The sequence below is a fragment of the Paractinoplanes atraurantiacus genome, assembly GCF_900215205.1.
Taxonomy (GTDB): Bacteria; Actinomycetota; Actinomycetes; order Mycobacteriales; family Micromonosporaceae; genus Actinoplanes; species Actinoplanes atraurantiacus.
Genome location: NZ_OBDY01000014.1, coordinates 121,113 through 140,660 on the forward strand (window position 1 = coordinate 121,113; position 19,548 = coordinate 140,660).

At 73.8% G+C, this 19,548-nt stretch carries 12 protein-coding genes; 6 read left to right on the forward strand and 6 right to left on the reverse strand.

Annotation, left to right across the window (positions count from 1 at the left end):
- Positions 1–9: 9 nt before the first annotated feature.
- Positions 10–2,688, reverse strand: a complete 2,679-nt coding sequence (locus CRP55_RS28335) for an AAA family ATPase (protein WP_218854720.1) — start codon at positions 2,686–2,688, stop codon at positions 10–12.
- 107 nt (positions 2,689–2,795) lie between these two features.
- Here CRP55_RS28335 and CRP55_RS28340 point away from each other — a divergent pair, with 107 nt between their 5' ends.
- Positions 2,796–3,176, forward strand: a complete 381-nt coding sequence (locus CRP55_RS28340; RefSeq protein WP_097323192.1) for an STAS domain-containing protein — start codon at positions 2,796–2,798, stop codon at positions 3,174–3,176.
- Complete coding sequence (locus tag CRP55_RS28345) at positions 3,173–4,888, forward strand: AfsR/SARP family transcriptional regulator (RefSeq protein WP_097323193.1); 1,716 nt, start codon at positions 3,173–3,175, stop codon at positions 4,886–4,888. Before CRP55_RS28340 ends, CRP55_RS28345 begins: the two co-directional genes overlap by 4 nt.
- Here the strand turns inward: CRP55_RS28345 and CRP55_RS28350 are convergent.
- Positions 4,852–5,721, reverse strand: coding sequence for an aldo/keto reductase (locus CRP55_RS28350; RefSeq protein ID WP_097323194.1), 870 nt, complete (start codon positions 5,719–5,721; stop codon positions 4,852–4,854). The genes CRP55_RS28345 and CRP55_RS28350 overlap by 37 nt on opposite strands.
- Positions 5,722–5,755: 34 nt before the next feature.
- Positions 5,756–6,475: a hypothetical protein gene (locus CRP55_RS28355; protein WP_097323195.1), complete on the reverse strand. Its 720-nt coding sequence runs from the start codon at positions 6,473–6,475 to the stop codon at positions 5,756–5,758.
- Positions 6,476–6,648: 173 nt separating this feature from the next.
- Here CRP55_RS28355 and CRP55_RS28360 point away from each other — a divergent pair, with 173 nt between their 5' ends.
- Both CRP55_RS28360 and CRP55_RS28365 read left to right on the forward strand, forming a co-directional pair.
- Positions 6,649–7,170 (forward strand): YbhB/YbcL family Raf kinase inhibitor-like protein, encoded by a 522-nt coding sequence (locus CRP55_RS28360; RefSeq protein WP_097323196.1) that lies wholly within the window; start codon positions 6,649–6,651, stop codon positions 7,168–7,170.
- Between the two features lie 13 nt (positions 7,171–7,183).
- Complete coding sequence (locus CRP55_RS28365; RefSeq protein WP_097323197.1) at positions 7,184–8,140, forward strand: alpha/beta hydrolase; 957 nt, start codon at positions 7,184–7,186, stop codon at positions 8,138–8,140.
- Between the two features lie 64 nt (positions 8,141–8,204).
- Here CRP55_RS28365 and CRP55_RS28370 read toward each other — a convergent pair whose 3' ends face one another.
- From CRP55_RS28370 to CRP55_RS28380, 3 genes are all read right to left on the reverse strand, one after another.
- A complete protein-coding gene (locus CRP55_RS28370) occupies positions 8,205–9,242 on the reverse strand; it encodes an L-dopachrome tautomerase-related protein (RefSeq protein WP_097323198.1) in 1,038 nt (345 codons plus the stop codon).
- An 80-nt stretch (positions 9,243–9,322) separates the two neighbouring features.
- The gene (locus CRP55_RS28375) at positions 9,323–11,899 is read right to left on the reverse strand and encodes an AAA family ATPase (protein WP_097323199.1); all 2,577 of its coding nucleotides are present in this window, start codon (positions 11,897–11,899) and stop codon (positions 9,323–9,325) included.
- Positions 11,896–14,568, reverse strand: a complete 2,673-nt coding sequence (locus CRP55_RS28380) for a helix-turn-helix transcriptional regulator (RefSeq protein ID WP_097323200.1) — start codon at positions 14,566–14,568, stop codon at positions 11,896–11,898. The genes CRP55_RS28375 and CRP55_RS28380 overlap by 4 nt, the downstream gene beginning before the upstream one ends.
- Positions 14,569–14,740: 172 nt before the next feature.
- Between CRP55_RS28380 and CRP55_RS28385 the strand changes: the two genes are divergently transcribed.
- Both CRP55_RS28385 and CRP55_RS28390 read left to right on the forward strand, forming a co-directional pair.
- Positions 14,741–17,014, forward strand: a complete 2,274-nt coding sequence (locus tag CRP55_RS28385) for an ATP-binding protein (protein ID WP_179855365.1) — start codon at positions 14,741–14,743, stop codon at positions 17,012–17,014.
- Between the two features lie 60 nt (positions 17,015–17,074).
- A complete protein-coding gene (locus CRP55_RS28390; protein WP_097323202.1) occupies positions 17,075–19,543 on the forward strand; it encodes a helix-turn-helix transcriptional regulator in 2,469 nt (822 codons plus the stop codon).
- The last annotated feature ends 5 nt before the right edge of the window (positions 19,544–19,548 follow it).

A 19,548-nucleotide genomic window follows, 5' to 3' on the forward strand; every position in this document is an offset into this window, starting at 1 on the left:
ACTGCCCCGCTAGGTCGCCTCGGGGTTCTTCTCCAGTTGCTCCGCCAGCTGCTGCCGCCGGCTGATGCCGAGCCGGGGATAGAGGCGATAGAGGTACGAGGCCACGGTGCGCGGTGACAATCGGAGCCGCTGGCCGATCTCGCGGTTGCTCAGGCCCCGTCCGGCCAGCGTGGCGATCTCCCGTTCACGGGCGGAGAGCACCGCGCCGACGGCGAACGGGGTCCCGTGGGTCTCGCCGGTGGCGCGCAGCTGCCGGTCGGCGGCCTCGGCCCAGGGCCGGGCGCCCATCCGGTCGAAAGCCGCCCGGGCGGCTCGCAGCGGCTCGCGGGCATCCAGGTAGCGGCGCTGACGGTGCAGCCACCGGCCACGGTGCAGGTGAAGCCGGGCCCGGGCCAGCTCGGCGGTGGAGGGCAGGGCCCGCAGCGCCTCGGTGTACCGGTGCGCGGCTTCCCCTTCGTCGGCGAGGACGGCGGCGGCGTACAGATCCGCCACCACCATCTGCTCGGACGGCAGGCGCCGCGCGAGTTCCGGCAGGTCGGCCAGGAGGCGCCGGGCCTCGGCCTCGGCTCCGGCGGCCACCGCCGCGTCGGCGAGATCGGGCACGATGCGCCATTTGCTCATCGGGTAGGGGCTGCCCGTGGGGAATTGCGAGGACAGGGCCTCGTACGCCTCGGACGCCCGGCCGTCGAAGAGCGACAGCATCCCGGTGGCCTGCCCTTCGAGCCCGGCCGCAAGCGGCAACGTGGCGATGTCCTGCTCGGTGCGCAGTTCCCGCAGCAGTAGGGCGGCCGTCTCGGTGTCGCCGCGGATGGCGGCCACCAGCGCCGCGACGCCGGTCAGGCCCAGCCAGATGTTCGACTCCCCCGAGCGCAGGGCCAGCTCGCGTCCCTCGGCGGCCTCGTCCGCGGCCACCGCGAGCTGTCCTAGATAGACACGAGGCCATGCGGCCATCAGCGACCGCGCGAGCAACCCCAGGCGTCCCTCTTCCCGCCAGCGAGCGGCGGCCCGGCCGAAATAGCGGACGCAGAGGGTGTCCTCGCCGAGGGCCAGGGCGGTGCTGCCGAGGTGGTGCAGCGCCCGGCCGTCCGCCGGGGCGCCGGGCCCGGCCGCGAGAAGCGGGAGCACCGCCGTTCCACGGCCGAACGGGTCGGCGTGCGCCGGCACGGCCAGGGTGATCGTGTTCTCCGGGCCGGTCCGCCATCGATCCAGCTCGGCGGTCACCTGCCGGCGGACCTCGCCGGGCGGGTTCTGGGTGCTGCATCGCATCGCCGCCCGCCACAACAGGTTCTCCGCCACATCGACGGCGCCGGCGTCGTGGGCGCGCGCGGCGGCGGCCACCATGTCGCCGATGCGCTGAGGCACCTCGCTCAGGTCGACCGCCGCCGCGTCCGAGACGACGAGCAGCCGGCCCCGGTCGACCGGCCCGGCCGCCCGCAGGTCGGCCCGGCCGAGCAGGCGGCGGGCGTGGTCCCGCTCGCTCAGTTGCTCGGCCAGCTCGACCGCCCGGATCAGCAAACCGGTGCCGCGGCCCCGATCGGCCGCCAGCGGCGCGGCCCGGCGCAGAGCGGTCAGGGCGGTCGTCACGTCGCCGTCGGCCAGGGCCTCGTCGGCCACGGCCTCCAGCCGTACGGACAAGGGGTCGTCGGGTCCGATGGTGGCGGCGGCCTCGTGCGGCATGGACCGCCGGGGATCGTCGTGCAGCGCGACGGCCAGGGCCCGGTGGACTCTCAGTTGCTCGGTGACGCCGGCCCGCCGGTAGACGGCCGGGCGGCTCAGCGGGTGCCGAAACGCCGGGCGCCGCCCGGTCAGCACGATCAGGTCGGTACCGAGGGCCTCCTGCACGACCTCCGGTGTCACCTCGGCCCCGGCCAGGGCGGCGGTGACCTCGAGCAGCACGTGCAGGGAGGCGTCCGGCTCGGCCGCCAGGGCCAGCAGGAACAGGCGGCACTCCCGCGAGCAGGTGTGCGGATGCGCGCTGAACGCCGTCTCCAGTCGCGGCGTCAGCGGCAACTGGTCGCCGTCGTCCAGCGCCGGGGTCAGCGCCTCGGGCAACTCCGAGAGCGCCAGCGGATTGCCCGCGGCCTCGGCCAGGACCAGATCCCGCAACCCGGACGGCAGGCCCGCCGCGCGCCGGTCGAGCAGCGCGGCGGCGGCGTCCGGGCCGAGCGGGACCAGGCGCAACCCCACGGCGCCGAACGAGTCGTAGTGATGCGGATCGCCGGTGCGCGCCGCGCCGACGACCAGCAGCGCGTGCCCCCGTGCTCGCCGGGCCACGAAGGCGAGCACGGCCCGGCTCTCCACGTCGACCCACTGGAGGTCGTCGATGAGCACCACGACCGGTGCCCGCCCGGCGGCCTCGGTGAGCAGCTCGAAGACGGCCAGCGCGACGCGGTGCACGTCGGCCGCGGCGTCGGGCGGCGCGACCTCGCCGCCGATCGGTTGCAGCAGCAAGTGCAGCGCGGCGAAGGGGAACCAGCGTTCGGCCTCGACTCCCGACGTCGACAGAACGGTGCAGCCGCGTGCCGCCGCCTCGACCTCCGTCCAGCCCATCAGGGTGGACCGCCCCGTCCCGGCCAGGCCGTGAAGGATCAGCGCCGATCCGCGCCCGGCCGCCGCGGCGTCCAGGGCCCGCGTCAGGCGCGACAGCTCCGCATCGCGCCCCACGATCTCGGCGGACGTGCCGCTCATCCCGCCTCACCATCCCGTCTGCCCTGGCCAGCGCCATGATACGAGGTGGGACGGCACACGCATTCGTCTGTCACTGGCACGGCACAACCCCGGCCTAGCGTTGCCGCATGGCCTCACCTTCGTCGCCGCGAACGGACTCCGGCGGCCCGGCGCGACCGGCGAGCGCCGCGGTCCGCCTGAGGCCGTTGGAGATCACCGTCCTGCGGCATCCGCTCGGCGTCCGCCTCCGCGGCGAAGTGGACCTGGCCACGGTGCCCCGACTGGAACCGGTGCTGGAACTGCTTCTCGACGCACCGGGCGACGTCGTGGTCGACCTCGGCGGCGTGACCTTCCTCGACGTGGGCGGCGGCCGTGCACTGGCCCGGACCGCCTTGCTCCTGCGGCCCACCGGCCGCCAAGTCCACCTGCGGGCGGCGAGCCCGTTCGTGTGCCGCGTCCTGTTCCTTCTCGGCTGGGCGGACTTGTTCGTACTGCCGGAGCCCGCATGACATCGCCGGTCCGCCGGTCTTCAGTAATCCGACTGGTTCTTCGGCGGCCCGGCGAGGCGCACCGTACCGGTCATGAAGGACGACGTTCCGCACTTCGGCATCCTGGGCCCGGTGGTGATCCGCCGGGGTCGCACCCGATACCCCTCCACGGGTTTCAGCAACGTCTGCTGATCGCGCTCCTGCTGGCCCGGGCCGGCGCGGCAGTTCCCCTCGACGACCTGATCAGCCTGCTCTGGGCCGAGAAGGAAACTCCGCCGAGCGCGGCCAATGTGGTCCACCGCCACATCGGCCGGATCCGGCGGCTGCTGGAGCCGGGTCTCGCGGTGCGCAAGCCGGGCCGGTTCCTGGTCGCGGCGGCGGGCGGTTATCGACTGATCGCCGCCTCGTCGGACCTGCGGCAGATGCGGACGCTGCGGGATCGGGCGCTCGGTGCCTGGCGTACGGGCCGGGCGCCGGACGCGGCCGGTCTCTTCGCGCAGGCGCTGGGTCTGCGCCGGGGCCGTACGGCGGCCGGCCTGGAACCGGCCTGCCTGACCCACCCGGACTTCACCGCGATCGAGGCGGAATGGCTCTCCGTGGTCCGGGAGGCGGCCGACTTCTTCCTCGGCCAGGGACAGAGCCACCGTGTTCTGCCGGCCTTGCGGCAAGCCGCGGACCTGGCGCCGCTGGACGAGTCGCTGCACTCGCGGCTGCTCCAGGCGCTGAGGGCGGACGGGCGTACGGCTCAGGCCGTCCAGGCGTACGAAGGAATTCGTCTCCGGCTCAGCGCCGAGATCGGGCAGGTCCTGCGATGGCTGGCCGGGCCCATCCCGGTCCTGACCGTCGACGGCGTTCCCGGCGTCGGCAAGACCACCCTGGCCCTCCACCTGCTGCACCGGCTCGCCGGCGAATTCCCGGACGGCAGGCTCCACGTCGATCTGCGAGGCTTCACACCGGGCGCCACGCCGCTGGAACCCGCCGAGGCCCTGCGCCTTCTGCTCGGACAGCTCGGCGTGGTCCGGATGCCGGTCGAACTCCACGGCCTCGCCGGCCTCTATCGCAGCCTGCTGGCCGCTAAGCGGATCCTGGTCGTGCTGGACAACGCCCACGACCCCGAACAGATCCGCCACCTGCTGCCCGGCACCCCGCGGTGCCCGGTCATCCTCACCAGTCGCCGCCGGCTGGGACTGGCACACACCGCCTGTTCCCTGAGCCTCGACCTGCCCACCCACGCGCAGGCCCGCGAGCTTCTCATCGGGCGGCTGGGCGCCACCCGGCTGACCGACGACCACATCGACCGGCTGGTCACCGCGTGCGGGCGGCTCCCCCTCGCCCTGTCCCTCGTCGCCCGCAGCGCCAGGCCCCGCCCGACGCTGCGCCAGGTCGCCCGGCTCGACCGGCTGCGGGCGAGCTTCGATCGCTCGTACTCGGATCTCAGCCCACCGGCCGCACGCACGCTACAGCTGTTGTCGCGCCACCCGAACGGCGACGTCACCGTGGCCGGCACGGCCGCGCTCACCGGCACACCCGGCCGGACGGCCCGCTCCGCTCTGGCCGAGCTGCACCGGTCCGGCCTGCTCACCGAGCTCGCGCCGGGACGGTTCGGGCTGCCCGACCTGCTCCACGCCTACGCCGCCGGCCTGACCGACACCGAAATGTTCACACACTCCCGGCAGCTACGTCGTCAAGTAGCCGATCAGCGGGGGCGGGAAGCCTGGGAGAGCGCGGCGTAACCGGCGTCGGACAACTCGACAGCGGCAGCCGCCACGTTCTCCTCCAGGTGCCGCTGCGACGACGTTCCCGGAATCGGCAGCATCACCGGCGAGCGGCGCAGCAGCCAGGCCAGCGCGAGCTGCGCCGGCGCGGCCCCCGTCCGGTGGGCGATCCGGTCCAGCGGGCCCCCGCCGAGCGCCAGTCGCCCGGTCGCCAGCGGATACCAGGGGATGAAGGCCATGCCCGCCGCCTCGGCGTACTGCAGGACGTCCTCGGAGTCACGGTCGCCCAGGTTGTAGAGGTTCTGCACGCTGACGATCGGTGCTGTCCGCTGAGCGGCCCGGATCTCGGCCACGCCGACCTGGGAGAGCCCGATGTGACGGATCTTGCCTTCCGTTCGCAGCTCTTCCAGGGCCCCGATCTGTTCGGCCAGCGGGACACGCGGGTCGATGCGATGCAACTGGTACAACGGGATCTGCTCGAGGCCCAGGTTGCGCAAACTCGACTCGATCTGTTTGCGGATGTACGCCGGGCGGGCGTCGCCACCCCACCGGTTCGGCCCCGACCGGGTCAGCCCGACCTTGGTGGCGATGACCAGATCATTCGGGTACGGATGGAGGGCTTCCCGCAGCAATTGCTCGGCCGCGTCCGGCCCGTACGAGTCGGCGGTGTCGAAAAAGTTCACGCCCAGTTCGACCGCCCGCCGCAGCAGCCGGACCGCGCCGGCCCTGTCCGCGGGGAAACCCCACACCCCCGGCCCGGTCAGCTGCATCGTGCCGAAGCCGAGACGCCGTACCGGCAGATCCCCGCCGAGGGTGAACGTTCCGGAGTCCAGCGCGCTCGCGTGCGTCATCTCCGGCCTCCCTCGAAGACGTCGACCGTCGGCATCAGGACACCGCGATGTCGGCGAGGCGGATGGAGACGACCAGCGGCTCGGGCAGCCGGACGCCGTTCTCGTCATGGGGATAGATCATCCGAGTGGTTGGGATGATCAGGCCCGAGACCTCGACGAAGTCCGACGTGTATTCGGCGGCGGGAGTATCACCGGCGATCTCCACGGTGTAGTCGCGGCGGCGAATGAGTCCGTCGTCATCGATGTACAGGGTCTGCTGCGTGCTGTGCGTGGCAATGCTCTCCGGATAGGTGATGAGCAGTCGCCGGAAGTCGCGCCCGTCCTCGGTCCAGCCGCTGATCTCCTCGGCCTGCACGCCGGGGAAGGTGAGCGAGATCGGCTCGGTGACGTACGTCCACATGGCGTACCCGGAGAAGTAAGCCAGCTGCAGACGGGTCCACGGCGTCGTGAACTCGTGACCGGCGAACGATGACCGCGGATCGAGCAACTCCTCCACGACCGCACCGCTCTCGTCCTCGACCGCGATGCGGCCCGGCGTGAAGTCGGTGTGGTGCCCCTCGGCGAAGAAAGGCTCCTGGCGGGTGTGCTCCCGGTGCAGGTCGACGGTGACCCGCACGTCGTCGAGCGCGCCCGGGTGGCCCTTCATGGCCCACAACGCGCCGCCGAAGAACTGTCGGGCACTGATCTTGTCCGCGCGTTCCCAGGCGGTACGGCCGCCGTACGCGGCAAGGACGTCATCCAGCAGGTCGGACATGGTCGTGCTCCTTCGGTCAGGGGTGAATCTTCGCCCAGCCTCACGCGCGACCGTGGCACGCGCATACGTCGTTCCACTGGTGCGCAGGTTGCTCAGTCGAGCGACGTATGCCGGCGGTCCCGCCCCTACCTAGCGTCGAGAACGTTCGAGCCACGCAACGATGGGAACCCGCCATGAGCACCCCCTACGACCTGATCGCGACGGTGCCGGCATTCACGGTCACCAGCACCGACGTACGCGACGGGGCCGAGATGAAGCCGGCTCAGGCCAGCGGCGTCTTCGGCGCCGGCGGCGACGACGTCTCCCCGCAGCTGAGCTGGTCCGGCTTTCCGGCCGAGACCAAGAGCTTCGTGGTGACCGTGTACGACCCGACCGCGCCGACCGGCAGCGGCTTCTGGCACTGGGCGGTGGCCGACATCCCGGCCACCGTGACCAGCCTGCCGACCGGGGCCGGCGCCGAGAGCGCCACCCTGCCCGGTGCGGCCTGGCAGCTCGCCAACGACGCCCGGCTTCGCCGCTACATCGGGGCGGCCCCGCCCGCCGGCAGCGGGCGGCACGACTACTTCATCGCCGTACACGCGGTGGACGTCGAGACGCTCGGCCTCGACCACGAGTCGACGCCCGCGTTCCTCGGCTTCAACCTGGCCGGGCACACCCTCGCCCGCGCCGTGATCACCCCCTACTTCAACGGCTGACGGGACTTGTGCCATGACTACCGAACCACGCATCGTGCTCGAGCCGGCCGCACAGGAGATCGCCGACAGCACCTCCAAGCCGCCGTTCCTCTACGAGCTCGGCCCGGACGGCGCCCGCAAGGTCCTCGACGACATCCAGTCGGCGCCGATCGGCAAACTTCCGGTCGACGAGGAGTGGATCACCGTCCCGGCCGCGGTGGGTGACGTCCGGGTGCGCCTGGTCCGCCCGGCCGGCGCCACCGGAACCCTGCCGGTGCTGCTCTACATGCACGGCGGAGGCTGGATCCTGGGCAACGCGATGACCCACGACCGGCTCGTACGGGAACTCGCCGCCGGCGCGAACGCCGCGGTCGCGTTCGTGGAGTACGACCGCTCGCCCGAGGCGCGTTATCCGGTCGCCATCGAGCAGGGCTACGCCACGGCGCAGTGGATCACGGCCGAGGGCGCGGCCAAGGGCCTGGACGCCGCACGGATGGCGGTGGCCGGCGACTCGGTCGGCGGCAACATGACCGCGGCCCTCGCGCTGATGGCCAAGGACCGCGGCGACGTCACCTTCATCCACCACTCGATGTACTACCCGGTCACCAGCGCCGCCCAGGACACCCCGTCGTACACCCAGTTCGCCGACGGCCCGTTCCTGACCGCCAAGGGCATGGCCTGGTTCTGGGACGCCTACACCACCGACCCGGCCCAGCGGGCCCACCGGTACGCCTCCCCGCTCAACGCCACGCTCGACCAGCTGGCCGGCCTGCCGCCGGCGTTCCTGCTGGTCGACGAGGCGGACGTCCTGCGCGACGAGGGCGAGCTGTACGCGGCCAAGCTGCGCGAGGCGGGGGTCGCGGTGACCACCGTCCGCTACGACGGCATCCACCACGACTTCATGATGCTGAACCCGCTCAGCGACACCCACGCCACCCGGGGCGCCGTCGCCCAGGCCATCGCCATGCTGCGCCTGGCCTTCGCCAACTGAATCCGTACCAGCCGAACGGGCCACCGGGGGTATTCACCCGGTGGCCCGTTCAGTTCGTTCGAAGTCAGGGGCGGCGCAAGCGGACCGGCTGAGCTCCGACGTGGACCCGGACCACCTGGTACGGCGGGATGCGGTCGTCGGCGCCGTTGAACAGGGGCGAGCGCGGCAGCTGGTTGAGGCTGACGTACAGGTAGCCGTCGGCGCCCAGCGACAGCGTGTCCGGCCACAGGGCGCCCGGCGTGTGCAGGACGGTCGACCACGTGCCGTCGGCGGCCAGCTTGACCACGGCGCTGTGCTCGTACGCGGTGACGTAGACAGCGCCGTCGGTGTCGGACTCCAGCCCGTCCGAGGCGCCCTTGTCGCCGTGGTCGGTCACCTGGGCCGCCACCAGGTCGTCGACCAGGCCCCGGTCGAGCAGCGCCGCCGTGGGCACGCTGTACAGCTTGCGGCTGGACAGGGGGCAGTAGTAGAGGCGGCTGCCGTCGGCGCTGATCGCGATGCCGTCCGATCCGACCACGTACCCCTCCCGGACCACACCCTGCACGATCGCCCGGAAGCCCGGCTCGGCGTGGGTGCTGACGTGCCCGCGCAGCTTGGCCCAGCTGTCGCCGGTGGCCAGGTCGACCACGATCAGCGAGCCTTCGGGCTGCGAGTCGGTGATGTACGCGTACCCGGCCTCCCCGCGCGAGAGGTCGAAGCGCACGTCGTTCAGGTAGGACGTCGGGGTGACGGCCGACGGCCGGATGATCCGTACGACCTCGTCGGTGGCCAGGTCGACCTCGACCAGTTTGGGCCCGGTGCCGCCCCACGGGGCGAACGCGAGGCTGCCGGTGTCGAGCAGCCACAGGTGTCCGGCGGGATCGACCACAACGCTCTGGACCGAGACCAGGTTCGCGTCGTTGAACTCCTGGCTGGGGTACGGAACCGGCTTTCCGTCGACGATCTCGGCCACGGTGTACGGGACCTGGTCGCCCCATCGCGGCACGGAGATGAACAGGCGGCCGGAGTCGGCCACGGTGACCCCGGTGAGCATGAGGTCGTCGAGTTCGGCGACGACCTCGGCGTCGGGCGCGACCCACGCGCCGAGGGGTGTTGCGGTCATGACGGTCTCCTCCCAAGAGCTGGCTTCTTTGCCTCCACCGTCCGCCCTCGCGGGGATTGCCGTATACGCCGAACCACTGGTCAAGCCGCCAGCAGATCGCGCAGGGACGTACGGCTGCTGACGCCGAGCTTCAGATAGACGTTGCGCAGGTGGGACCCGACCGTGCGGTGCGAGAGCATCAGCCGGGCCGCGATCTCCTTGTTGCTCAGACCCTCGACGGCGAGCTCCGCGACCTGCCGCTGCTGAGGGCTCAGTGAGGCGGCGATCCCCCGGTACGCCCGCTGGTTCGGGCGGCGCTCGGCCGGCCCGGACCCGGCCGCGGTGAGCTCGAATCGCGCCCAGATGGCGAATCCGGCCGCGCCCAGGCTCTCGAAGGTCTCCACAGCCGCGCGCAACAGCACCCGCGCTTCCAGGTAGCGGCGACGGCGGCGCAGCCACGCCCCGTGGTGGTACCGGGCCATCGCACGGTCGAACGGCGCGGAGGTGGCGGCGGCCCGGACGAGCCGGGCCTCGACGAGTGGGTCCTCGACCAGCAGGGCGGTCGCGTGCTCGACGACCGTGCCGGCCCGGTCGGAGGCCGGTTCGCCGTACGTCCCGAGGACCTTCGCCGCGTCGACGGTCTCCCCGGCCCGCGTCGCGCTGATCGCCAGTCCCAGCAGCGCGCGGCCGGTCGGGTCGGGGAACAGCGGCCGCCCGGCGGCGTCGAAGAGCCGCCGGAAGTATCGGTAGGCCGACTCGAAATCGTCCTGAGCCAGGGCGGCCAGCCCTTGCGCGTGGCACAGCATGACGAGCAGCCGGCCGTTCTCGCACAGGTCTACGGCCGCCCACACGGAATCGGCGAGCCTGCGGGCGGTCGCGCCGTCGCCGTGCAGGGCGGCCAGGGCCGCGCGCAGGGCGACCAGCTCGATCTCCAGCAGTGGGTGGTCGGCCCGTACGCACGCCTGCTCGGCCTCGTCCAGGATCGCCGCGGCCTCCGTCCAGCGGCCCAGGTCGAGCAGGCCGGCGACCAGCGGCATCCACATCTCGGGCGCGGTGGCGAGGGTACCGGCCGATCGCATCTCGGCCAGTGTGGACAGCCGCATCTCGACGGCGCCGGCCACGTCCCCGGCGGCGTCGGCCTGATGAGCCGGCAGCACCAGCTCGGGGAAGGCCGCCGACAGCGTGGCGAACTCGCTCCGATGCTCGGGCAGCCCGGAGAGGGTGGCGATGACCCCGGCCGTCGCGGCCACCTGGAAGTCATTCATGTCCTCCGGCGCCGCGCGCAGCCCGCTCAGGAGCCGGTCCATGGCCTGCCGCTGCCGGCCGGCGCGGGCCAGGGCCAGTGCCACCTCGATGTCGACGGCCATCCCGAGCGGCCCGCCGAGGGCGGCCAGCCGGGCCTCGGCGGCGAGCTGGGCGACCCAGGCGGTCTGCCCGACCCGCCCGGCGCCGCGGACGGCCCGGATCTGGCGGGCGCGGGCATCGGTCACGCTGGTGGAGAGCAGCGCCGACCATTCGTGGGCCACCGTGGACAGGAACGGCTGCGTCTGCTGGGCCTCGCCGGCGGCACGGGCCAGGGCGTCCGCCACGACGTCGTCGGGCCCGGTCGCCGTCGCGGCCCGGTGCACCGTCTGGATGAGGCAGCCGTCGGGCAGCAGCGCCGCGAAGGCGCGGTGGATCCGGGTCCGGTCGGCCCCGGAGTGGTGGTTGAAGACGGCGACCTTGACCAGCGGGTCGCAGAAGACCACCTCACCCACGTCCACGTCCTCGTACAGGATCCCGGCCCGGACGGCATCGGCCAGCGCCGCCTCGGCGCGCTCGGCGGGCAGGCCGGTCGCGGCCAGCAGCACCGCGCTTGTCTCGCCGCCGATCTGGGTGCCGGCGTAGTCGACCAGCCGGGCCGTGTCCGGCGGCAGCGCGTCGAGGACGGCGGCGTAGCGCTGCCGCAACGCGAGCGCCTGGGTGAACGGGAGGCGGCGGATGTTGTTGGTCCCGGTTCCGCCCATGATCCGGGCCAACTCGACCAGGGCGCCCGGGTTGCCGCGGGCCGTCCGCAGCAGGTCCAGGCGGCCCCGCCCGACCGGGGACTGCGGTTGCTCGGCCAGCAGTGTGGCGGCGTCCCGTTCGGACAGCGGCGGCAACCGGAACGCGGCCGGGAGCGTGTGCGCGGGGTCGGGCCGGCTCGAGGTGAGCACGACGACCGGCCGGCGGCGCAGCGGCTCGGCGAGAGCCTCGACGACGTGGCGGGAGACCGGGTCGAACATGTGCACGTCGTCGACGACGGCCAGCACCGGCCCGCGCCGGGCGGCCTCGCCGAGCAGCGCGGTCGCGCCGTCGAGCAGCCGCGAGCGCAGGCCGGCCGCGTCCTCGCCGTACAGGTTCAGCGCCCTCGCCGACGGCGCCAGCGAAGCCGGGAGCGGGCCCAGCCGCCGGCGCACCTGCCGGAGGATCTGATGCAGTCCGGACCCGGCGAACGGGTGCTCGTCGGGATAGCCGGCGGCCCGGAACACCTGATAGCCGTGGCCTTCGCCGGTCTCGGCGGCGTGCCGTAGGACGGCCGACTTGCCCATTCCGGGCGGCCCGACCACGGTGAGGGTCGCCCCGTACCGGCGCCGCGGATCCAGCAGGCCGGCCAGTGTCTCGCGGACCGCGTCCCGCCCGCGCAGTCCGCCGGTCATCGCGCCGGCACCATGTCGCGGAGCTGCCCACGCCGCACGACGCCGAGCTTCGGGAAGATGTGGTACAGGTGCGACATGATCGTGCGTGGTGACAGCCCCATCCGGTTCCCGATCTCCTGGTTGCTCAGGCCCTGGGCGGCCAACTGAGTGATCTGCCGTTGCTGCGCCGACAGCTGCGTGAAGGCGGCGGCGTCACCACCGGCCGGGCGGACGCCGGTCGCCCGCAAAAGTTCCTGCGCGGCGGCGGACACCGGGCCCTCGCCGATCCGGGTGAGGGCCTCGACCGCTTCGGCCAGGACCGGGCGGGCCTCGACGTACCGCCGGCGGCCGCGCAGCGCCCGCGCGTAGTGGACCTGGGCCACCGCGTACTCGTACGGGCGGTCCCGGCCCGACGGATCCGCCACCAGCGCACCCAGCCGGTCGACCGCTTCGGTCTCGGGTCCGAGCAGGGCGTACGCGTGTTCCAGCGCCCTTCGGTTCCGCGCCGCCGCGGTGTCGGCGGTGCGCGCCCAGGCCCGGATCCGGCTGCGGGCCGCCTCGGCCTGGCCGCACTCGACGGCCGAGTACGCCAGCTCGGCCAGCGGCCGCGGCGCGATCAGCCAGTGCACCGGGCGGCCGTCCGGGTCGAACATGGCCAGGAAGTGCCCGGTGGCGGTGGTGTGGTCGCCTTCGGCGGCCGCAAGCTGCCCGGCCGCCCGGTGGCCGAGACAGCGCGACATCCGGTCGGCGTAGGTGGACGGATCGCCGAACTGGCCGAGCCGCTCGCGCGCCTCCTCCAGCCGGCCGCGGCGTACCAGCAGGGTTATCCGCTGGGCGGCGGCGGCGTCGGTCATCCGCTCGAAGTGGGTGCCGGCCAGCACTTTGGTCGTCTGGTCGGACGCTGTCCCGGCCTCATCCCACAGTCCGGCCTCGAGCAGGGCTTCAATGAACGGAAAGACCACGCTGGGCGCCCAGAGCAGGGTGTCGGTGGCGAGCAGAACGGCCACCGCTCGCCGCAGGTGACCGACCGCGGTCGGCAGCTCGTCGAGCAACCAGGCCAGGCAGCCGACCTGGATCAGCCGGATCAGCTCGGCCGGGCCGTCGACCGGGCGCATCAGTGGGGACTCGGCCAGGGAACCGTACCGGCCGGGCCAGCCGGCCGGGTCGGCCACCGCCCACGCCAGGGCCAGCAACGGGTCGGACTCCCAGCCCGCGACTTCGGGTTCGCGAGCCAGCTCGACCACCCGCCGCAGAGCGGGCAGCTCGCCGGCGTCGCCGTTCACGAGGACGGCCCCAGCCGACAGCGAGGCCAAGGTCGAAACGACGAAGCGGTCGCGCAGGCCGACCGAGAGCAGCCGTTCGACGAGGCCGAAGGTTTGGGCCGGCGGATCGGTGACCAGGTTGGCGCCGATTCCGGCGGCCGCGGCGGCGATCGCGTGATGGTCGTCGGTCAGCGTCACGACCCGCTGGAACAGTTCCTCGCACCAGGACAGGTAACCGCCCCGGGCCGCTTCGGCCGCGGCGGCGGTGTACCGGACGATGGCGGCGCCGGACTCGGGGCTTGTCTCGGCGGCGATCTGCAGCATCTCGGCTGCGACGAAGTACCGCTGCTCGGCAGTCGCGCCCGCCGCGGCCCGCTCGAGGGCAACGGCCAGTTCCTCGTCGACCGCCCCGGCTGCGGCCTTGGCCAGGTGCCAGGTGCGGCGGCCGGACCCGGCCGGCAGCTGAGCGGCGATCCGGGCATGCGCCGACCGGCGGTCTGCCTCGTGGGCGCCGAGGTAGACGACCGTCGGCACCATCGGGCTGGGGAACTTCACCTCGTCGCCGTTGATGGCGAGCAGTCGCGCCTGCTCGGCGGGGCGGCAGTCGGCCAGGTCGGCGCCGGCTGCGGCCAAGACGATCTCCAGGCCCTCCTCGGTGCCGGCGGCCGCGTACAGCAGGACGCGCCGGGTCGCGACGGGCAAGTCCTCGACGGCGCCGGCGAAGGTCGTCGCGGCCCGGCCGGTGATCTGCAACCAGGCTCGGCCGGTTGACGGGATCCCGGCGCCGCGGGTCAGTTCGATCAGCGCGAGCGGGTTGCCCCCGGCCCGCCGGACGATCTCCTCGCGGAGCCGGCCGGCCGGTGGCAGCGGCTGCCGGTCGAGCAGCAGACCGGCCTCCACATCGTTGAGCGGCTGGACCAGGCACCGGGGCGCCCCGTACAGGCCCGGTGGCAGCGGCACCCGATCGGCGGCCGCGACAAGCAGGACGAAAGCCCGGGGCGGCAACCGGCGGGCGGCGAACAGCAGAACTGCGATCGCCTCGGCGTCCGCCCCGGTGACGTCATCCATGACGGCCAGGATCGGCGTGTTCCGGGCGGCCCGGTCGATCAGGTTCAGCGCGGCCATGCGAAGCGGCGCGGCCGGCAACTCGTCGAGGCCCGCACCGCCGTCGAGCACGCTCAGCACCGCGCGCAACCGGTCGTGCCCGGAGGCCGCGATCACCCGGCGGCCCGCTCGTTCGCCCACCGCCGCGCCGTACCGCAGCAACGCCGACCGGCCACCGCCCGGTTCGGCCGTCACCACCAGAACCGATTCTTCCTCCCCGGCCAGCAGCCGGTCGATCCGGTGCCGTTCGGCCCGGCGGCCCACCAGCGACTCGGGCCGGTCCTCCGCTCGTTGATGCTCTCTGTTCCGCGTAGCTGTCGACATGTGATCCCCCTCGGAGAATCACCCTTCGACATCCCGATCCGCACAGTCATGCGTCGGATGACCGTGAACCCAGGTCGCCGACGTGGCCCTCCTACGGGCCGGTACTGATAAATGACTGCCGTCTCCGTCCAACCGGCCGGGAGAGCGCTTCGCGCCGCTAATGTCGGCCACTGTGACAAGGCAGCCCGACGAGAGCCTGGTCGGGCGCTCGGCCGAGCGGACCCGGCTCGCCACCCTGCTGCGGCAGGCGGCAACCGGCGGGCGGGCCGTGCTCGTCGAGGGCGACGCCGGGATCGGGAAGACCGCGCTGGTACGCGAGGTCGCCGACCGAGCCCGGGCGCGCGGGTTCCGGGAGCTCGGTGCCCGGGGAGTGCACGGCGCGGACACCGCCGGATTCAGCGGGCTGCACCAGATGCTGCACCCGGTCCTCGACCAGATCGGCTCGCTGCCCGCCAACCAGAGTTCGGCGCTGCTGGTGGCGTTCGGGCACGAGGACGGGCCCGCCTCCGACCGGCTTCTGATCGGCCTGGCCACCTCGGGTTTGCTCGCCACGGCCGCCGGCGCGGGCCCGCTGCTGGTGGTGGTGGACGACCTGCACTGGCTGGACCGGTCGAGCGCCGACGTCGTCTCGTTCGTCGTACGACGGCTCGGTGCGGCGCCCGTCCTGCTGGTGGCGACCACCCGGACCGGCGAGACGTACGCCGACCGCAGCGACTCCTTCCCGGACGTGCTGAGGCTGGGGCCGCTCACGCCGGAGGACTCGGCGCGGCTGCTCGACCGGGTCGCCCCCGGCATCGGGGCGCGGGTCCGGCGGCGGATCCTGCACGCGTCGGCCGGGAACCCGCTGGCGTTGCACGAGCTTCCGACCGCGTTCGGCGACCGGGAGACGCTGGTTGACCAGGTGCCGATGACGGCCCGGCTCGAACAGGCCTTCCTGGCCGAGGTCACCCGGCTGCCGGAGCCGAGCCGCCAGGTTCTGCGCGTGGCGGCGGCCGGCCAGGATGCCCGGTTCGAGGAGTTGGTGGCCGCGGTCCGCGCGCTCGGGCACACCGAGGACGAGCTGCACGAGGTGGTCAAGGCTGGGCTGCTGCGGATCGAGGAGGGCCGGGTCTCGTTCCGCCACCCGCTGGTCGGGTCGGCGATCTACGGCGGTTCGCCGGCGCTGGACCGGTCCGGCGCGCACCGGGCACTCGCCTCGGTCACGGCCGATCCGGTCCGTGCGGCCTGGCATCGGGCGTCGGCCACGTACGGCTGGGACGAGGAGGTCGCCGCCGATCTGGAAGCCGGCGCTGAGGCCGCCCAGCGGCTGGGCGCCAACCCGGAGGCGATGATCACTTACCGGCGGGCGGCGGCCCTGTCCCCCGCCCTGCGCGACCGGGTCCGCAGGCTGGGCCGGGCCGCCGAGGCCGCCCGGCGCGGTGGCCTGACCGCCGAGGCGGTCGAGATGCTGCGCGAGGCGTCGCCGCTGGCCGAGGACCTGGCCGACGTCCGCGGACTGGCCCGTACGGAATGGCTGCTCAGCATGACCTCGGACGTGCCCGGTCGCGGCGCCCTCGACCTGGTCGCCCTGGCCGCCCGGCACGCCGGCCCCTCCGGCCGCGGCCATCCCGCCGAGCGGGCCGAGATCCTGCTGTGGGCCGCCATCAAGGCGTGGATCCTGCAGGAGGCCGATGAGGTGCGGACGGCCATCCGGCACGCCCTCGACGCGATCGAACCGGACGGCCGGGGTGCGCCGCACGAGATCGCCCTGACCCTGCTCGACCCGGGGCGGGGCATGGACGCCCTCCGCGCGGACCTGCCCGAGCTCGCCCCGCGAATCCTCGGCCTCTACCCGGAGATGATGAACGTGCTCGCCTTCGCGGCCGAGGGCGCGCTCGACCTGGAGACGGCCGAACGGTGCTGGACCGCCGTCGTGGAGTTCGACCAGGCCTCGGGCCGGATCGGCGACGAGGCGGTGACCCGCTGCGGCCGGGCCATGTCGCGCATCCTGTCGGGCGAGCTGGACACCGGGCTGGCCGACGCCGAGGAGTCGTTGCGGCTGTCCCGGGAGTTCGATCTGGAGATCGTGGGGGCCATGGCCGCCGCCGCGGTGGCGCTCGTGCGGGCGATCCGGGGCGAGACTGCCGGCGCGCGGGCCGCCCTGGCCGAGGTGCGGGCCTTCCCGGGTGGGGCGGACTTCGCCCGCGTACGGGCGGTCGCCTCGTGGGCCGAAGGACTGGTGGCCGGCTGGGAGGGCCGCCACGACGACGCTGTGGACGCGCTGGCGGGCACCGCGGTCAACGACCCGATCGAGATCTGGGCGGGCCCCGACCTGGCCGCGGCGGCCGCGCGGGCCGGGCGTCCCGGCGCCGCGCGGCAATGGTTCGACAAGGTCGCGGCCCATCCCGGCGCGGCCGAACGGCTCCGGCTGGTGTCCCGGCTCGAACAGGGCCCGGGAGCCCTTTGACGGCGTCCCGTCAGTGAAGCGACGCATGACTGAACTCGTCCCGGGCCGCATGGTGTGCAGATGGACACCCTGCGACTCCGCGAGGCCGAACTCGCCCTCCTCGACCGGGCCGTCGCCGGGACACGGACCGGCCCGCACGCCGTCCTGCTCACCGGAGACGCCGGGATCGGCCTGAGCACCCTGCTGCGACACGGCGGCGAGATCGCGCGGGACCGCGGCTTCCGAACCCTGACGGTGAACCCCTGCCGGCCCACGTTGGCCCGGGCGGCCGTGCACGCGCTCCTGGAAGCCGGCGCCGACTCGCTTCCGGGCGAGCTCACTGGGTCCCTACGATCCTGGTTGGACGACGAGCCGGGCGCTCCCGGCCCGACGGCGCTGCGGATGGCCGTGCTGGCGGTCGTGCGGCATCTGTGCCGCACCGGAGGGGTCGCGATCGTGATCGACGACGTCGGCGAGCGGGACGCCGAGGTGGTCTCCCTGCTGCTGTTCGCCGCGCGCCGGCTGCGCCGCGAGAAGCTGCTGCTGCTGTTCGCCGCGCACAGCCTGGCCGCCTTCGGGGCGGCGACCGCCGACCTCACTCACCATCACGTCCGGCCGCTGCCGGACGCCGCCTCGGCCATGCTCCTCGACGAGCAGCCGGAGGCCCCGGCCGGGTTCGTGCGCGCGAGTATCCTGCGGCACGGCGGCGGCAATCCCCTGGCGCTGATCGAGCTCGCCCGGCGGGCCACCGACGCCGGTACCCTGCCGGCCTTCCGGCTCCGGCCGGACGGTCCGCTCGCCCGCCGTTTCACACCGGGCCTGGCCGCCCTGCCCGGCTCGGTCAAAGCCCTTCTGCTGTACGCGGCGGCCGCCGACGAGGGCAGCGTGGCCGACGTGCTCGCCGGGTCCGGCGCCGGGCCGGCCGACGTGCAACGGGCCGAACGCGAGGGACTGGTCACGGTGGTCGCCGGGCGGATCCTGTTCCGTCACCCGATGGCCCGTACCGTCTGCTACTTCACCGCCTCGGCGGCACAGCGGCAGACCGCTCACGCCCGCCTCGCGGCCCGCCTCTCCCCCGGATCCGCCGGCCGCGACCGGCACCTGGCCTGGACCGTCCCGGCCGACGGCGACCGCATGGCCCAGGCTTGCGAACGGGCCGCCGCCGAAGCCTCGAACGCGGGCCACGGCCTGGAAGCGGCCGGCCTGCTGCAACGGGCGGCCGCGGGCAGCACCGACCGGCGGCAGGCGGCACACCGCTACGCGCTGGCGACCCGGGCCGCCCGCAGCGGTGGCGACCCCGTCTGGGCTCGGGAACTGTGGCGGCTGGCGACCGAACACGCCACCGGCCCGGCCGCCCGCGCCGACGCCTGGATCACGCTCGGCGACGTCTTCCCACTCGAGTCCGGCCGGAGCGCCGTCGAACAGGCGACCCGCACGCTCGCCACCGATCCCGGCCACGCTCGAACGCTGGCCGGCATCGCTGTCCGCGCGGTCCTGGCCGACGGCGACCCGGCCGTCCTCCCTCAGCTGCGCGCGCTGCTGCGCGAGATGCCCGGCCCGGCCGAACCGAGCCTCGACGAGGGAGAGTTGACGGTCGACCGTCTGCGCCGGGAGTTGCGGCGGGCCGGCCACGACCCGCTGCTGACGCCGGTCGCCTTGGCCGAGGTGCTGGCCGATCTGGGCCGGTTCGGCGAGGCGGCCGTCGTGCTGGCCGGGGCGCCCGGCAACCGGGCCGTCCTCGCGCAGCGGGCCGCCCTCGCCGTACGCCTCGGCGACCTGGCCTCGGCGCGGCTTCTGCTCGATCGGCTCGGTGGCGCCCGGCCCGGGGACGGCCGCCTGGTCCGGCACCTGGTGCACCGGGCCGCGGGCCGGGCCGCCATGGCCGCCGGCGACCAGGTCATCGCGTACGCCCACCTGCGCCGGCTGTTCGCTCCGGACGGCGCGCCCACGCATGTCGTGTTCGCGCCGTTGTCGGTTCTCGAGGTCGCGTCGGCGGCCCGGGCGGCGGGCCAGGAGGACGATGCCCGTACGCTGCTGACCGCCGCCCGCCGATACGCCGGAGTCCCGGCCCGGCACCGTGCCTGGGCCTGGGATGCGGCCATCGCGATCGTGTCACCCGGCGACGGCCCGGACCGGATCAAGGAGCTGCTGGACGAACCGGCCGGCCGCCCGTACGACCGGGTCGTCCTCACCGTTCACCACGCCGACCGGCTACGTATGCGACGGCGGACCGCGGTGGCCCGGACCCACCTGCTCGCCGCCCTCGACCGGTTCATCGCCCTCGGCGCCACCGCCGACGCCGACCTGGTGAGGGCCAAGCTGCGCGCCACCGGGGTGCGGATGACCGAGCCCGGCGACGACGCCTTCCACCGGTTGACCGCCCAGCAGCAACGGATCGCCCGCCTGGCCGCCGAAGGGCTCTCCAACCGCGCCATCGCCGAGCAGTTCCACGTGTCGCCGCGGACGGTCGGCTTCCACCTCTACCAGATCTATCCCAAACTCGGCGTGGGCGGCCGGGGCCAGCTGCGCGACGTGGTGCCGGCGCCGTGAGCAGG

Excerpts from the sequence above, each read along its gene's own strand:
- CRP55_RS28335 (WP_218854720.1), bottom strand. The coding sequence starts at position 2,688 with ATGAGCGGCACGTCCGCCGAGATCGTGGGGCGCGATGCGGAGCTGTCG.
- CRP55_RS28340 (WP_097323192.1), top strand. The coding sequence starts at position 2,796 with ATGGCCTCACCTTCGTCGCCGCGAACGGACTCCGGCGGCCCGGCGCGA.
- CRP55_RS28345 (WP_097323193.1), top strand. The coding sequence starts at position 3,173 with ATGACATCGCCGGTCCGCCGGTCTTCAGTAATCCGACTGGTTCTTCGG.
- CRP55_RS28350 (WP_097323194.1), bottom strand. The coding sequence starts at position 5,721 with ATGACGCACGCGAGCGCGCTGGACTCCGGAACGTTCACCCTCGGCGGG.
- CRP55_RS28355 (WP_097323195.1), bottom strand. The coding sequence starts at position 6,475 with ATGTCCGACCTGCTGGATGACGTCCTTGCCGCGTACGGCGGCCGTACC.
- CRP55_RS28360 (WP_097323196.1), top strand. The coding sequence starts at position 6,649 with ATGAGCACCCCCTACGACCTGATCGCGACGGTGCCGGCATTCACGGTC.
- CRP55_RS28365 (WP_097323197.1), top strand. The coding sequence starts at position 7,184 with ATGACTACCGAACCACGCATCGTGCTCGAGCCGGCCGCACAGGAGATC.
- CRP55_RS28370 (WP_097323198.1), bottom strand. The coding sequence starts at position 9,242 with ATGACCGCAACACCCCTCGGCGCGTGGGTCGCGCCCGACGCCGAGGTC.
- CRP55_RS28375 (WP_097323199.1), bottom strand. The coding sequence starts at position 11,899 with ATGACCGGCGGACTGCGCGGGCGGGACGCGGTCCGCGAGACACTGGCC.
- CRP55_RS28380 (WP_097323200.1), bottom strand. The coding sequence starts at position 14,568 with ATGTCGACAGCTACGCGGAACAGAGAGCATCAACGAGCGGAGGACCGG.
- CRP55_RS28390 (WP_097323202.1), top strand. The coding sequence starts at position 17,075 with ATGGACACCCTGCGACTCCGCGAGGCCGAACTCGCCCTCCTCGACCGG.